This window comes from Nocardioides sp. YIM 152315 (assembly GCF_029210375.1).
Taxonomy (GTDB): Bacteria; Actinomycetota; Actinomycetes; order Propionibacteriales; family Nocardioidaceae; genus Nocardioides.
The window spans coordinates 39,932-52,559 of the sequence record NZ_JARGER010000033.1 but is presented as its reverse complement, the minus strand read 5'-3'; the positions used below and the strand labels follow the sequence as shown (position 1 = coordinate 52,559).

The following is a 12,628-nucleotide window of genomic DNA, read 5'->3' as shown; positions in this document are numbered from 1 at the left end:
CTAGGATCGATGCCATGACTGATCAGCGCCTCCTGCTCGTGCACGCCCATCCCGACGACGAGTCGATCGGCCAGGGCGCGACGATGGCGAAGTACGTCGCCGAGGGTCGCCAGGTCACGCTGGTGACCTGCACCGCGGGCGAGATGGGCGAGATCCTCGTGCCCGACCTCGAGCACCTCGCCGCCGACCGCGACGACGCGCTGGGCGAGCACCGCCGGGGTGAGCTCGCCGACGCGATGGGGGCGCTCGGCGTGACCGACCATCGCTTCCTCGGCGGCTTCGGCACCTACCGCGACTCCGGGATGGCCTGGCACCCCGACGGCCACGCGATCGGCGACCCCGAGGTGATCGCGAAGCACCCGAACGCCTTCTGGAACGCCGACCTGACCGAGGCGGCCGACCACCTCGTCCAGATCATCCGCGAGGTGCGGCCGCAGGTGCTCGTCACCTACGACCAGTTCGGCGGCTACGGCCACCCCGACCACATCCAGGCCCACCGGGTCGCGACGTACGCCGCCGCCCTCGCCGCGGTGCCGTCCTACCGCAAGGACCTCGGCGAGCACTGGGACATCCCCAAGATCTACTGGGGTGCGATGTCCGAGAGCCGGTTGCGGGCCGGGCTGCGCGCGCTGCGCGACGCGGGCGACGCGACGACCTTCGAGGGCATGGACCCCGACGGCCCGCTTCCGCCGTTCGTGACCAGCGACGAGAACCTCGCCGCAGCGGTCGACGCCACGGCCCACATCGACCAGAAGATGGCGGCGCTGCGCGCCCATGCCACCCAGATCACCACCGACGGCCCGTTCTTCGCGCTGTCCAACAACGTCGGCGCCGAGGCGATGGGCGTCGAGTTCTTCCGCATCGCCAAGGGACGACGCGGCGAGCTCGGCCCCGAGGGTCTGGAGGCCGACCTCTTCGCCGGCCTCGACTGACCGACCCTCGACGATCGTGAAGCTCCTCGTGGCCCTCGGGCTGGTCGTGCTCGGCGCCGGCACCGGCATCGCGACGGTCGCGGTCCACGAGATGCCGTGGGGCCTCGCGCTCGCCGTGGCGGCGACCGTCGTGACGGCGTACGCCCTGCCGCCCGGGTGGCGGACCAGGCTCGCCTTCGTGGTCGGCTGGGTGGCGATGGTCGGCTGGATGACCCTGCCCCGGCCGGAGGGCGACTACCTGGTCAGCCAGGACTGGCAGGGCTACCTCGTGCTCGGCCTCGGCGTCGCCCTGATCGTGGCGGGTCTCGCCACGCTGCCGCGTCCCCGCCGCGCGGCGCCGCTTCCGTAGGATCGCCGCCGTGAAGAGACCCGATCCGAGCGCGCGCGAGTCCGCCGGCGGCAAGGTGGTCCTGCTGGTGCTGGGTGGCCTGCTGCTGCTCGCCGGTGGTGCGTATGCCGCGGCGTACGTCGCCGCCGGCGACAAGGTGCCGCGCGGCACCAGCGTCGAGGGCGTCGAGATCGGCGGCATGACGCCCGCCGACGCCGAGCAGGCGCTGCGCGAGGGTCTCGCTGGCCGGGTGGACCGTCCGGTGCCGGTGAGCGTCGAGGGCCGCACCGCGACGCTCTCACCGACCGAGGCGGGCCTCGAGGTCGACTACGCCGCCACCGTCGCCGACGCGGGTGGCGGCAGGAGCTGGGCGCCCGGTCGCCTCTGGGACTACTGGACGGGCGGCGGCGACCAGGAGCCGACGGTCGCGGTCGACGGCGGGTCCTTCGATGAGGCGCTCGACGGCCTGGCCGACGAGGTCGGGACCCCGGCGACCGACGGCGCCGTCGCGTTCCGTGGCGGCGAGATCGAGGTCACCGATCCGGCACCCGGCACCGGCTTCGACCCCGGGGCGGCCCGCGCCGGGGTGCTGGCGTCGTACCTCTCCGAGGAGGACGACGTCGTCGAGCTCGACACGACGACCGTGCCGCCCGAGATCGACGAGGCCGCGGTCCAGGCGGCGCTGGACACGTTCGCCAACCCGGCCATGTCGGCGCCGGTCACGCTGGTCTTCGGGGACTCGCCGGTGCAGCTGCGGCCACGGGAGTTCTCGGCGGCGCTGCGGATGAGGACCGAGGGCGGAGCGCTGGTGCCCGACCTGAAGACCGACAAGCTGGTCGCGCTCGTCGACCGGGGCGTCGGCGAGGAGGACGAGCCGGTCGACGCGACCGTCGAGCTGGTCGACGGCAGACCGAAGGTCGTCCCGGCGAAGCCCGGCGTCACCTACGACCCCGACGACGTCAACAGCGCGTTCCTGCAGCTCGTCACCCAGGAGGGCGACGCCCGCCGGATGGAGGTCGAGGCGACGGTCGCCGAGCCGGAGTTCACGACCGCGGACGCCAAGGCGCTGAAGATCAAGGAGAAGGTCTCGTCGTTCACGACGTACTACCCCTACGCGGAGTACCGCAACGTCAACATCGGCCGCGCCGCCGAGATCGTCGACGGCACCGTGCTGGAGCCGGGCGACGTCTTCTCGCTCAACGACATCGTCGGCGAGCGCACCCGCGAGAACGGCTTCACCGAAGGCTTCATCATCAGCGACGGCATCTTCAAGGAGGACCTCGGCGGAGGCGTCTCGCAGATGGCGACGACGACCTTCAACGCGATGTTCTTCGCCGGCCTGAAGGATCTCGAGCACAAGCCGCACTCGTTCTACATCGACCGCTACCCCGTCGGCCGCGAGGCCACCGTCGCCTGGGGGGCGGTGGACCTGCGGTTCGAGAACGACACGCCGTACGGCGTGCTCGTCCACGCCACCGTGCGGCCGGCGACGTCGTCCTCCCAGGGCGTGGTGACCGTCTCGATGTACTCGACCAAGACCTGGGACATCACCACGAAGACGTCCGAGCGCTACAACCACCGGCCGCCCGCGACCCGCACGCTCACCACGCCGGACTGCTACCCCAACTCCGGCTACTCCGGCTTCGACGTCGACGTCTGGCGCTACTTCCACGAGCCCGGCAGCGACGAGGTCGCGAGGACCGAGAAGTTCCACACCAGCTACACGCCCTCCGACACCGTCGTGTGCAAGGAGCCCGGGCAGAAGGGCGCGTGACGCTCACGGCGTGAGCCGGTGGAGGTCGCGCGGGAAGAGCGTGACCTCGCGGACGTTCGCGACACCGGCGAGGCGCGCGGCCCACCGCTCCAGGCCGATCGCGAACCCGCCGTGGGGCGGCATGCCGTGCGCGAACGCCTGGAGGTACGGCGCGTACGCGGCCGGGTCCTCGCCGCGCGCCCGGATCGCCTCGTCGTACGCCGAGGGTCGGTGCAGGCGCTGCCCGCCGGTGACCAGCTCGAGCCCCCGGAAGAGCAGGTCGAAGCTGTTGCTCCAGCGCGACCGAACCGGTGGTCGAAGAGGCGCGCCAGCGCCTTCTCGAGACCACGGGTGGGTGTAGAACGGCCGCTTCGCCATCGGGTAGCCCTCGACCGCGACGAAGTCGCTGCCGTGCTCCTCGAGCGCCCACGCCCCGAGCGCGCGCTCGTGCTCGGGTGCGAGGTCGGGCTCGTCCTCGGGCGCGCCGACCAGGACGAGGGCGTCGCGGAAGTGGATCACCGGGATCTCCTCGGGCACGACCGGCACCTGCGCCCCGGCGCGCGCCACTGCCTCCGGTGCGTGCTCGTGGATGGCCGCGACCATGCCGGCGACCACCTCTCGTAGCACCCGCAGCACGTCGCGGTGGTCGTCGATGAAGCCCAGCTCGACGTCGAGCGACACGTACTCCGCGAGGTGCCGCACCGTGTCGTGCGGCTCGGCCCGGAAGACCGGGCCGACCTCGTAGACCCGCTCGAAGACCCCGACCAGCTGCTGCTTGTGGAACTGCGGGCTCTGGGCCAGGTACGCCGGACTGCCGAAGTAGTCGACCTCGAACACGTTCGCGCCCGACTCGGTGGCCGAGGCCACGAGCTTCGGCGTCTGGACCTCGGTGAACCCGGCCGCGTCCAGCGTCGCGCGGAAGCCCCGCACCGACGCGGCCGCGAGCTCCCAGCGGGCGCGCTGCGCGGGGTGCCGCCAGGTGACGGGGGCGTGGTCGAGCAGGGTCGGCAGACCGGCGTTCATCGCCGGACGCCAGAGCTCGACCGGCGGGGTCGCGGCCGGCTCGGTGAGCGGCGTGATGACCGGGTCGGTCACCTCGACGCCGCCCGGCGCCTGGGCGTTCGCGGTCGCCGTGCCGACCACCTCGACGGTCGTCTCCTCGGGCGGGATGTCGGCCCCGCCCCTCACCACGACCTGGGCGAGGCCGCTGCGGTCGCGGACCACGAGGAAGGTGAGGGCGGCCAGTCCCCGCCGCCGGTGGACCCAGCCCTGGAGCCGGACGGTCTCGCCGGGCGTGGCGCGCGGCAGGTCGGTGCACAGGGTGCGTTGCATGGTTACCTCCAGTAGGCGAAAGCCCTGGAGGTGTGGGCGGGGGCTACGTCGCGGTGCCACCACACCTTCGTCGACGGATCGTCGACCTCTCGTCGGTGCGCCGCACGCGCGGGTGCCCGGATCTCCGCCGGCTCGCGGGAGGGTTGTCAGGCCTCGGGGCGCCGTCGTCGAGGGTAGCGGCGCCGGGCCGCCGGAGCGAACGAGATCGCCCGCGCGATTCCGGTTGCACCGGCCGCGCCGGGTGACGTAGGCAGGGACGTGGCCATCGGACGCCCGCCGACCGGCCCGAGCGGCCGGTGCCAACTCTCGGAGGTTTCACCATGGGGCAGCGAGTCCTCACGTTCCTGTTCGTCCTGACCTGCGCCGGCGGCCTGCTGGCGGCCGGCTCCACGAGCGCCGGAGCGGCCTCGCCCGAGGGGCCGTCCGCCGGTCCCTCGGCCCAGGCCGTGTGCCGCGAGGCGGCGGGCAACATCACCGTGCGTCACCGCGCGCCGGTGCACACCGGCCCGAGCGGGCGCTCGCCGATCGACTTCATCGCGGCCGCCGGCCGGACGTTCCGCCTCGGCGGCTACTGCGACAACTCCGCCGGCAACCGCTGGTACTGCGTCGCGCGCTGCGAGTTCAGCGGCACGCCGAGCGGGCTCTGGATCTGGGAGGAGTACTTCCGCGCCTGAGCCGGCGCCTACCGCAACCTGGCGCCTGCCGCTACCGGCGGCTAGGCGCCAGGTAGCGGTAGGCGTGGTGGGTCCCGAAGCCCAGGTGCTCGTACATCGCGATCGCGCCGTGGTTGTCGCCGAGCACCTGAAGGTACGCCGTGGTCGCACCGCGCTCAGCGCCCCACTCCAGCAGCGCCTCCATGACCGCGAGGCCCAGCCCCTGGCGGCGGTGGGCCGGGTCGACCTCGATGCCGCGGAAGCCCACCCAGTCCTGGGCGTACGCCGCGACGCCGCTGGCCCGGTCGCCGATGCGCACCGTCACGAGATCGCCGTCCTCGTCGAAGGTCGTCGGTGGTCGAGGAAGGCGCTCTGGCGCCTGTCGCGGAACCGCCGCCCGCCGCGCGGCCGCCACCCCGGCGATCTGGAAGAGCGTATCGGCGTCGTCGCTCTCGACGACCCAGCCGTGGCCGCGGAAGAGGTCCTCCTCCTCGGAGCCCGGCAGCACGGCCGCGATCGGCCGGGCGCCGCGTTCGGCGTACCACGCGACGACCCGCGCGTAGTCGTCGGCGACGCCGGACGGCCCGATCGCGAGCACCGAGTTGGCGCGGCGGGCGCTCGCCGCGGGGGAGTGCCGCAGCAGCCAGTCGCCGAGGGGCTCGGGCCGCAGGTCGGGGAAGAGCGCGAGGGCGCGCCGCTGGGCCTCGCCCGCGGAGACGCGGTGGCGGGTCGACGGACGCGGTGGCACCGGCTTGCCGGACACGATGTCGGCGAGCGGGATCGTGACCGCGGCGCCCGACTCGGGCTGCACCACGCAGGCGTCCTCGGACCACGACAGGCAGGTGCCGAGCAGATCGGTGAGCGCCGGCCCGCCCGTGGGTCCGGTCTCGCCGCGGACCAGTCGGCGCACCACCACGCGCCGGCCCACGACGTGGGGGCCGAGGCCGTGCTGGCCGGGGGAGTGGCTCACATACTGGGGGTCTGCCGACGGGGACACCCCGGGATACTAGGCTGTGGTCGAGCACCTGCTCTCGTGAGTATCAGGAGGAATCGGTGACCTACGTCATCTCCCAGCCGTGCGTCGACCTGAAGGACCGGGCCTGCGTGGACGAGTGCCCCGTCGACTGCATCTACGAGGGCAAGCGGATGCTCTACATCCACCCCGACGAGTGCGTCGACTGCGGTGCCTGCGAGCCGGTCTGCCCGGTGGAGGCGATCTTCTACGAGGACGACACCCCGGAGGAGTGGAAGGCCTACTACGACGCCAACGTCCACTTCTTCGACGACCTCGGCTCGCCCGGCGGCGCGGCCAAGCTGGGTGAGATCGACCACGACCACCCGATGATCGCCGAGCTCCCGCCGCAGAACCAGGACCACTGAGCACGGTGGTCGAGGAGGCGCGCCGGCGCCGTCTCGAAACCCGCGTCTCCGGGCGGCTCCCGGACTTCCCCTGGGACAAGCTGGTCGAGCACCGGCGTCGTGCCGCCGCGCACCCGGACGGGATCGTCGACCTCTCGATCGGCACGCCGGTCGACCCCACGCCGGAGGTCGTCCGCGCGGCGCTGGCCGGCGCCGCCGACTCGCCGGGCTACCCGCTGACCATCGGCACCGAGGCGACGCGCCGGGCCTGCGTCGACTGGCTCGCCCGGCGTCACGGCGTCACGGGCCTGGGCCTCGACGGCGTCCTGCCGACCATCGGCTCCAAGGAGCTCGTCGGCGCGCTGCCGTCGCAGCTGGGCGTCGGCGCCGGTGACCTCGTGGTGTGGCCCGAGCTGGCGTACCCGACGTACGAGGTGGGCGCGGCGCTCGCCGGCGCGCGCGGCGTGGCGACCGACTCGCTGCTCTCGCTCGGTCCGCAGCGGCCGGCGTTGCTGTGGCTGAACTCGCCGTCGAACCCGACCGGCCGGGTGCTGCCGCCGGAGCACCTGAGGAAGGTCGTCGACTGGTGTCGCGAGCGCGGCACGATCCTGGTCTCCGACGAGTGCTACCTCGAGTGCGCCTGGGAGACGACCCCGACGTCGGTCCTCCACCCCGACGTCTGCGGTGGCTCCCACGAGGGCGTCCTCGCGGTGCACTCGCTGTCGAAGCGCTCGAACCTGGCCGGCTACCGGTGCGCCTTCGTCGCCGGCGACCCGCTGCTGGTCGGCGAGCTGCTCGCGGTGCGCAAGAACCTCGGGCTGATCATGCCCGGCCCCCAGCAGGTCGCGATGGCGGCGGCGCTCGACGACGACGACCACGTCGTCGAGCAGCACGCCCGGTACGCCGCCCGGCGCGCGAAGCTGCGCGTGGCACTCGAGTCGGCGGGCTTCCGCATCGACCACTCCGAGGCGTCTCTCTACCTGTGGTCGACCCGTCTGGTCGACGGGGCGGAGGAGGACTGCTGGGCGACCGTCTCGTGGCTCGCCGAGCGCGGCATCCTGGTCGCGCCGGGGGAGTTCTACGGCCGGGCCGGCGGCCGCCACGTCCGGGTCGCCTTCACCGCCACCGACGAGCGGGTCGACGCCGCCGTCGCGCGGCTCGCCGACCGGTCGTAGCCGTCAGCCTGGATCCACCGCTCTCCGCCTGCTGCGCGCCACCATCCGGGCACGCTGGCTTCGTTGCCGCCGCTCGGAAGACGCCCGGTATGCCTTCGCGACGGACGCCTTGCCATCGCACCCGCCTGGTGACGCTCGCGACGGCGGCCATCGGCGGATCCAGGCTCAGGCGCTCAGGCCGATCGTGTGGTCGTGCCCGTCGGGCGTCAGGTAGTGCCCGTCGTCGAACCAGATCACGCCGTTGCACAGCTGGCACCACCCCTGCTCGGTGTGGTCGGCGACCACCAGTGCGCGGCAGCAGTCGGTGGCGTCGCTCTCGGGGCAGCTCGGTGAGTGGGTGCACATCGTCGTTCTCCAGGAGGTGTCGTCTCCGTCTCCATCGGCAGCTCGGCGGCGGAGCCTGAGCAGTTCGTCTCCAACATGCGCCGATCGGGGCGCGCGTGCACGCGTCTTCCACAGCGCGCCGCGATCGGCTACTCGTGGACGTCGACGTGCACGTGGTCGCGGTGCTCGAGGATCGCGCGGTCCCCGGAGCGCTCGGGCGGGTCGTAGCGGCGCCACCCGTCGCCGGACTTCTCGGCGGTCCAGATGCGACCGTCGAAGATGACGGTGCGGACGCCGAGCCGGTCGGCCTGGGCGACGAGGTACTGCGCGATCGCCCAGCCCCGGATCTTGTTCTCCGCGCTGACCGGGCGGACGAAGACGTCGACGGCCCGGCCCTCGTAGTGGGCCGAGCCCTTCATGTGACCGGTCGTGACACCGCCGGGGGCGAAGCCGCCGACCGGCGGGTCGCCGAAGACGGCCGCGACCTCACGGCGTACGACGTCGGCGCGCTTCGTCAGGCCGGAGTCCCTCAGCCGGGCGGACGCCGCCGCGGGCTCGTCGCCGATGCGGCAGCTGAACGCGTGGGGAGAGTTGCCGGTCAGCGCCGAGGCGAGCACGCGGGCGTCGGCCTCGTGGTCGGCGTACGCCTCCGGGAAGGCCGAGCGCTGCACGAGCTGTGCGGCCTCGGTGACCCGCATCGACTCGTAGTCGTCGACCTTCGCCAGCCCGTCGTAGAAGGCGTTGGTCGAGTACGACGGGTCGAGGATCTCCGAGCGGCTGCCCCATCCCTGCGACGGCCGCTGCTGGAAGAGGCCGAGCGAGTCGCGGTCGCCGGCCTCGAGGTTGTAGAGCTTCGACTCCTGGTACGCCGTGGCCAGGGCGATCGTCGCGGCGCGCGCCGGCATGCCCCGCTGGATCGAGACCGCGGCGATCAGCGCGGCGTTCTCGGCCTGCTCGACGTCGAGCGTCACCGTCCGCCCGCCGACGGTGGCGGTGCACTGGTCGGGCTGCAGGAGCGGCGTCACCTGCTGCACGACGGCGTAGCCCACCGCAGCGGCCACGCCCGCAGCGGCGAGGCCGAGCAGGGTCACACCCGTGCGCGCTCTCATGCGACAAGTGTGCGGAATCCGCTCAACCGACGCGGAATCCGCGCCGTTGCGGGCGCCGTCAGTTCGCGTGCAGCGCGGCGTTGAGCTCGACGCCCTCGCTCTTCCACGGGACCGCCTCGACGGTGCCCGTCACGGAGTTGCGGCGGAAGAGCACATTGCTCGTGCCGGACAGGTCGAGCGCCTTGACGACCTTCGGCTTGCCGTCGAGGTCCCGGACGGTGACCTTGGTGCCGGCGGTGACGTAGCACCCGGCCTCGACCACGCAGTCGTCGCCGAGCGAGATGCCCAGACCGGCGTTCGCGCCGAGCAGGCAGCGCTCTCCGATCGAGATGACCTGCTGGCCGCCGCCCGAGAGCGTCCCCATGATCGACGCGCCGCCGCCGACGTCGGAGCCGTCCCCGACCACGACGCCCGCGGAGATCCGGCCCTCGACCATCGAGGCGCCGAGCGTGCCGGCGTTGTAGTTGACGAAGCCCTCGTGCATGACGGTCGTGCCCTCGGCGAGGTGCGCGCCGAGGCGGACCCGGTCGGCGTCGGCGACCCGGACCCCCGGGGGCAGCACGTAGTCGACCATCCGCGGGAACTTGTCGACGCCGTGCACGGTCAGGTGCCGCCCGTTGGCTCGGAGCCGGGCGCGGGTCAGCTCGAAGCCCGCGACGGCGCACGGTCCGGCGCTGGTCCACACCACGTTGGTGAGGAGGCCGAAGATGCCGTCGAGACCGACCGAGTGGGGCACGACGAGGCGCGCCGACAGCAGGTGCAGCCGCAGCCACACGTCCTCGGTGCTCTTCGGAGGCGCCTGCAGGTCGGCGACCTCGACGAGGAGCACCTCGCGCGTCACGCCGCGGTCGGTGTCGGTGCCCTGCAGGGCGCTCAGCTCCGTCGGGGGCACCGCGTCGGAGGGCTTCTCGCCCAGCGCGGGAGCCGGGAACCACACGTCGAGGACGGCGCCGTCGCGGTCGAGGGTCGCGAGGCCGAAGCCCCAGGCGGTCGTCGGGGCAGCGGCGGGCTTGTCGGTCACGGGGGTACAGCCTAGGCAACACCGTGTCGGGTCCGGTCAGTGGTCCGGGCGCCAGATGCCTCATTGTTAGGTTAGCCTCACCTACATGTCGATGACCTGGCGCCGTGCGGCCGCAGTCCCGTTCCTGTTCCTCCCGCTCGTCGCCGCCGGGTGCGGCTCCGAGGACGACGCGACCGCCTCCGGCCCGGCGGACGCGGCCGGCGCCGAGCCGCTCGTGGTCGACCACGTCTACGGGACGACCGAGATCGACGGCGTCCCGGAGCGGATCGTGACGATCGACCTCCAGTGGACCGACACCATGCTCGCGATGGGCGTCGAACCCATCGGCTACACCGTCGACTCGTACATGCCGGACGGCACGGTCCCGTGGCAGGACCTCCCCGCGGACGCGGAGGCGCTCGACCTCACCGACGGGGTGCCGATCGAGCAGATCGCCGCGCTGGACCCCGACCTCATCGTCGGCAGCTACTCGATCGCCGACGAGCGCACCTACGAGCTGCTGTCGGGCATCGCCCCGACCGTCCCGAACCTCGACGACGCCCAGGTCGCGTCCTGGCAGGAGCTGGTCACGCTCGCCGGCAACGTCCTCGACCGCCCCGACGACGCCGTCGCGGTCGTCGACGACGTCGACGGCGCGGTCGCGCAGACGGCGGCGGACCTGCCCGGGCTGGAGGGCCAGACCTTCGCCCTGGCGCAGTACGTCGTGGGCGACTCCATGTACATCGTCGCCGACGAGAACGACGGCTCCAGCGTGTTCTTCCAGCAGCTGGGCATGGAGATGTTCGCGCCGGTGCGAGCGCAGGGCGAGAAGACCGGCGAGGCGCGGATCAACGTGAGCACGGAGCGCGCGGACCTCCTCCGGGCCGACCTGCTCGCGTTCCTGGTGAACGGCGGCGACGAGCGCGATCTCGCGGACATCCCGGCCTTCGACACCCTGCCCGGAACCGTTGCGGTGCTGGACTACCCGACGATCGTCGGGCTCAACACCCCATCGCCGCTGTCGATCCCCTACGCGCTCGAGCAGGTGCGGCCCTACCTCGACGAGGCGGCCGCCTGAGCTACTCGCCGGTCCGTCCGTCGATCGACTCGCGCAGGAGGTCCATGTGGCCGAGATGGCGCGCGTACTCCTGGAGCACCTGCACGATCACGTCGCGGATCGTCGCGATCCGGTCGTCGGGGTCGAGGACGACGTCCAGCGCCTCGTCGGTGATGCCGCCGAGCCACGTGTCCGACTGCGCGACAGCGGCACGCCAGGTCGAGAACGCCTCGTCGACGGCGGCGGGATCCGCGGCGGCGTCGTCGAACTGGGTCTCCCAGTCCCCGTCGACGACGAAGAGCTGGGACTCCTCGGGGTGCTGCTGGAGCACCCGGCGGAACCAGTGGTGCTCCAGCTGCGCCAGGTGGCGGACCAGCCCGAGGAGGCTGAGCGTGCTCGGCGGGACGGACCGCCGGGCCAGCTGCTCGGCGTCGAGGTCGGCGGTCTTGCGCTCGACGGCCGTCCGGAAGTCCGCCAGCCAGCGGCGCAGGGTCGCGAGCTCGCTCACTGGCCGGTGCGCCCGTCGATGCACTCGCGCAGCAGGTCGGCGTGGCCGCAGTGCCGGGCGTACTCCTCGATGAGGTGCACCACGACCTCGCGCATCTCGATGGGGCCGTCGTCGTGGGTGCCGAGGTGGTCCATCGGGTGGGCGGCCTGGAACTCCTCGGCGTACGCCACCTCGGCCCGCCAGGCCGACCAGGCCTCGGCGACCACGGCGTCGTCCGCGACCGCGCCGTCGAAGTCGGCGTCGCGATGCTCGTCCTTGCCCCACATCCTGGGCAGGGCGAGGTCGTGCCCCATCACCCGCCGCCACCACGAGTACTCCACCGCCGCCAGGTGCCGGACGAGGCCGAGCAGGGACAGGGTCGACGGCGGGACGGACCGCCGGGCGAGCTGTTCGGCGTCCAGATCCTCGCACTTGCGCTCGAAGGTGGCCCGGAAGTGGCCCAGGTAGTCGGTCAGGACGGCGTCCTCGCCCCGCAGCATGTCGTCGGTCATGCGGCAACCCGATCATGCGGGTGGCATTCCGGCAACGCGGATTCCGTGTCTCCGGTGCCGTGATCGTCCCGGCGCGATTGCCCGGTGCGGGAGGGACCGGGGCCGAAACCACTCACCAGCTCCGCTGGAACTCCCACGCGAGCCGGATCGCCTCGCGGATCGCGCTCGCGTCACCGTGGTCGAGGTAGGCCTCCACCTTGTGGTGCGCCTCGTGGCGCGGCGGCACGCCGAAGGTGTCGGGGTGGGCCTCGACCAGCGGCTCGCGGTCGTCGACATGGACCCGCACGGTCAGGGTGACCGAGTCCTCCAGACGGGCCACCAGCCGGTTGCGGACGTACCACGCCGGCCGCGCCGGCGTCCCCTTTCGCTTCGTGCCGGCGAGCGAGACGGCGTACTCATGCACCTCCTCGGGCGACATGGGACCAGTGAACCGGTTTCCGTCGCCGCCGGTCCACGCCGTAGGATCGAGGCACAGGCGTTCGAGCCGTCATCAGCGGCGAGCCTCCGGAAGAAAGCCACCGGGAGACCGGGGGTGACTAGAACCGGACGGGTGGGCCCGTCACAGCCGTGAACGAGTGGCTCCCGGCACGTAAGGGGGCAAGCAGGG

Annotated in this window: 15 protein-coding genes; 7 read left to right on the top strand and 8 right to left on the bottom strand. The window is 72.7% G+C overall.

Going from position 1 to position 12,628, the window contains the following annotated elements; genetic code table 11:
* The first annotated feature begins 14 nt into the window (after positions 1–14).
* Genes mshB through PZ894_RS10370 form a run of 3 tightly spaced genes read left to right on the top strand, consistent with a single transcriptional unit; the run spans position 15 to position 3,034 of the window.
* Positions 15–932, top strand: a complete 918-nt coding sequence (gene mshB / locus PZ894_RS10380) for an N-acetyl-1-D-myo-inositol-2-amino-2-deoxy-alpha-D-glucopyranoside deacetylase (RefSeq protein WP_275744505.1) — start codon at positions 15–17, stop codon at positions 930–932.
* 16 nt (positions 933–948) lie between these two features.
* The gene (locus tag PZ894_RS10375) at positions 949–1,281 is read left to right on the top strand and encodes a DUF6113 family protein (protein WP_275744503.1); all 333 of its coding nucleotides are present in this window, start codon (positions 949–951) and stop codon (positions 1,279–1,281) included.
* Positions 1,282–1,291: 10 nt separating this feature from the next.
* Positions 1,292–3,034: a VanW family protein gene (locus tag PZ894_RS10370; protein ID WP_275744501.1), complete on the top strand. Its 1,743-nt coding sequence runs from the start codon at positions 1,292–1,294 to the stop codon at positions 3,032–3,034.
* A 3-nt stretch (positions 3,035–3,037) separates the two neighbouring features.
* Here PZ894_RS10370 and aspS read toward each other — a convergent pair whose 3' ends face one another.
* Positions 3,038–4,345, bottom strand: coding sequence for an aspartate--tRNA(Asn) ligase (gene aspS, locus PZ894_RS10365; protein ID WP_275744499.1), 1,308 nt, complete (start codon positions 4,343–4,345; stop codon positions 3,038–3,040).
* Between the two features lie 320 nt (positions 4,346–4,665).
* On the opposite strand from aspS, the gene PZ894_RS10360 reads away from it, so the two are divergent.
* Positions 4,666–5,019 carry a hypothetical protein gene (locus tag PZ894_RS10360; protein ID WP_275744497.1) on the top strand — a complete coding sequence of 118 codons (354 nt, stop codon included), beginning with the start codon at positions 4,666–4,668 and terminating at the stop codon, positions 5,017–5,019.
* A 31-nt stretch (positions 5,020–5,050) separates the two neighbouring features.
* Here the strand turns inward: PZ894_RS10360 and PZ894_RS10355 are convergent, their stop codons facing one another.
* A complete protein-coding gene (locus PZ894_RS10355) occupies positions 5,051–5,995 on the bottom strand; it encodes a GNAT family N-acetyltransferase (protein ID WP_275744495.1) in 945 nt (314 codons plus the stop codon).
* A gap of 56 nt (positions 5,996–6,051) precedes the next feature.
* Here PZ894_RS10355 and fdxA point away from each other — a divergent pair, with 56 nt between their 5' ends.
* Positions 6,052–6,378 (top strand): ferredoxin, encoded by a 327-nt coding sequence (gene fdxA, locus PZ894_RS10350; RefSeq protein ID WP_275744494.1) that lies wholly within the window; start codon positions 6,052–6,054, stop codon positions 6,376–6,378.
* Between the two features lie 5 nt (positions 6,379–6,383).
* Complete coding sequence (gene dapC / locus PZ894_RS10345) at positions 6,384–7,532, top strand: succinyldiaminopimelate transaminase (RefSeq protein WP_275744492.1); 1,149 nt, start codon at positions 6,384–6,386, stop codon at positions 7,530–7,532.
* A 165-nt stretch (positions 7,533–7,697) separates the two neighbouring features.
* Here dapC and PZ894_RS10340 read toward each other — a convergent pair whose 3' ends face one another.
* The 3 genes from PZ894_RS10340 to dapD all read right to left on the bottom strand — a co-directional run bounded on the left by PZ894_RS10340 (position 7,698) and on the right by dapD (position 9,986).
* Positions 7,698–7,877, bottom strand: a complete 180-nt coding sequence (locus PZ894_RS10340; RefSeq protein WP_275744491.1) for a DUF5999 family protein — start codon at positions 7,875–7,877, stop codon at positions 7,698–7,700.
* 128 nt (positions 7,878–8,005) lie between these two features.
* A complete protein-coding gene (locus PZ894_RS10335; RefSeq protein ID WP_275744489.1) occupies positions 8,006–8,965 on the bottom strand; it encodes a hypothetical protein in 960 nt (319 codons plus the stop codon).
* A 58-nt stretch (positions 8,966–9,023) separates the two neighbouring features.
* Entirely contained in the window at positions 9,024–9,986 is a 963-nt protein-coding gene (gene dapD, locus PZ894_RS10330; RefSeq protein ID WP_275744487.1) for a 2,3,4,5-tetrahydropyridine-2,6-dicarboxylate N-succinyltransferase, read from the bottom strand.
* Positions 9,987–10,071: 85 nt separating this feature from the next.
* Here dapD and PZ894_RS10325 point away from each other — a divergent pair, with 85 nt between their 5' ends.
* Positions 10,072–11,043, top strand: coding sequence for an ABC transporter substrate-binding protein (locus tag PZ894_RS10325; protein ID WP_275744485.1), 972 nt, complete (start codon positions 10,072–10,074; stop codon positions 11,041–11,043).
* Position 11,044: 1 nt separating this feature from the next.
* On the opposite strand, the gene PZ894_RS10320 is transcribed toward PZ894_RS10325, so the two are convergent.
* From PZ894_RS10320 to PZ894_RS10310, 3 genes are all read right to left on the bottom strand, one after another.
* Entirely contained in the window at positions 11,045–11,530 is a 486-nt protein-coding gene (locus PZ894_RS10320; RefSeq protein ID WP_275744484.1) for a DUF664 domain-containing protein, read from the bottom strand.
* The gene (locus tag PZ894_RS10315; protein WP_275744482.1) at positions 11,527–12,021 is read right to left on the bottom strand and encodes a DinB family protein; all 495 of its coding nucleotides are present in this window, start codon (positions 12,019–12,021) and stop codon (positions 11,527–11,529) included. The genes PZ894_RS10320 and PZ894_RS10315 overlap by 4 nt, the downstream gene beginning before the upstream one ends.
* A 112-nt stretch (positions 12,022–12,133) precedes the next feature.
* A complete protein-coding gene (locus PZ894_RS10310; RefSeq protein WP_275744481.1) occupies positions 12,134–12,439 on the bottom strand; it encodes an MmcQ/YjbR family DNA-binding protein in 306 nt (101 codons plus the stop codon).
* Positions 12,440–12,628 lie beyond the last annotated feature (189 nt).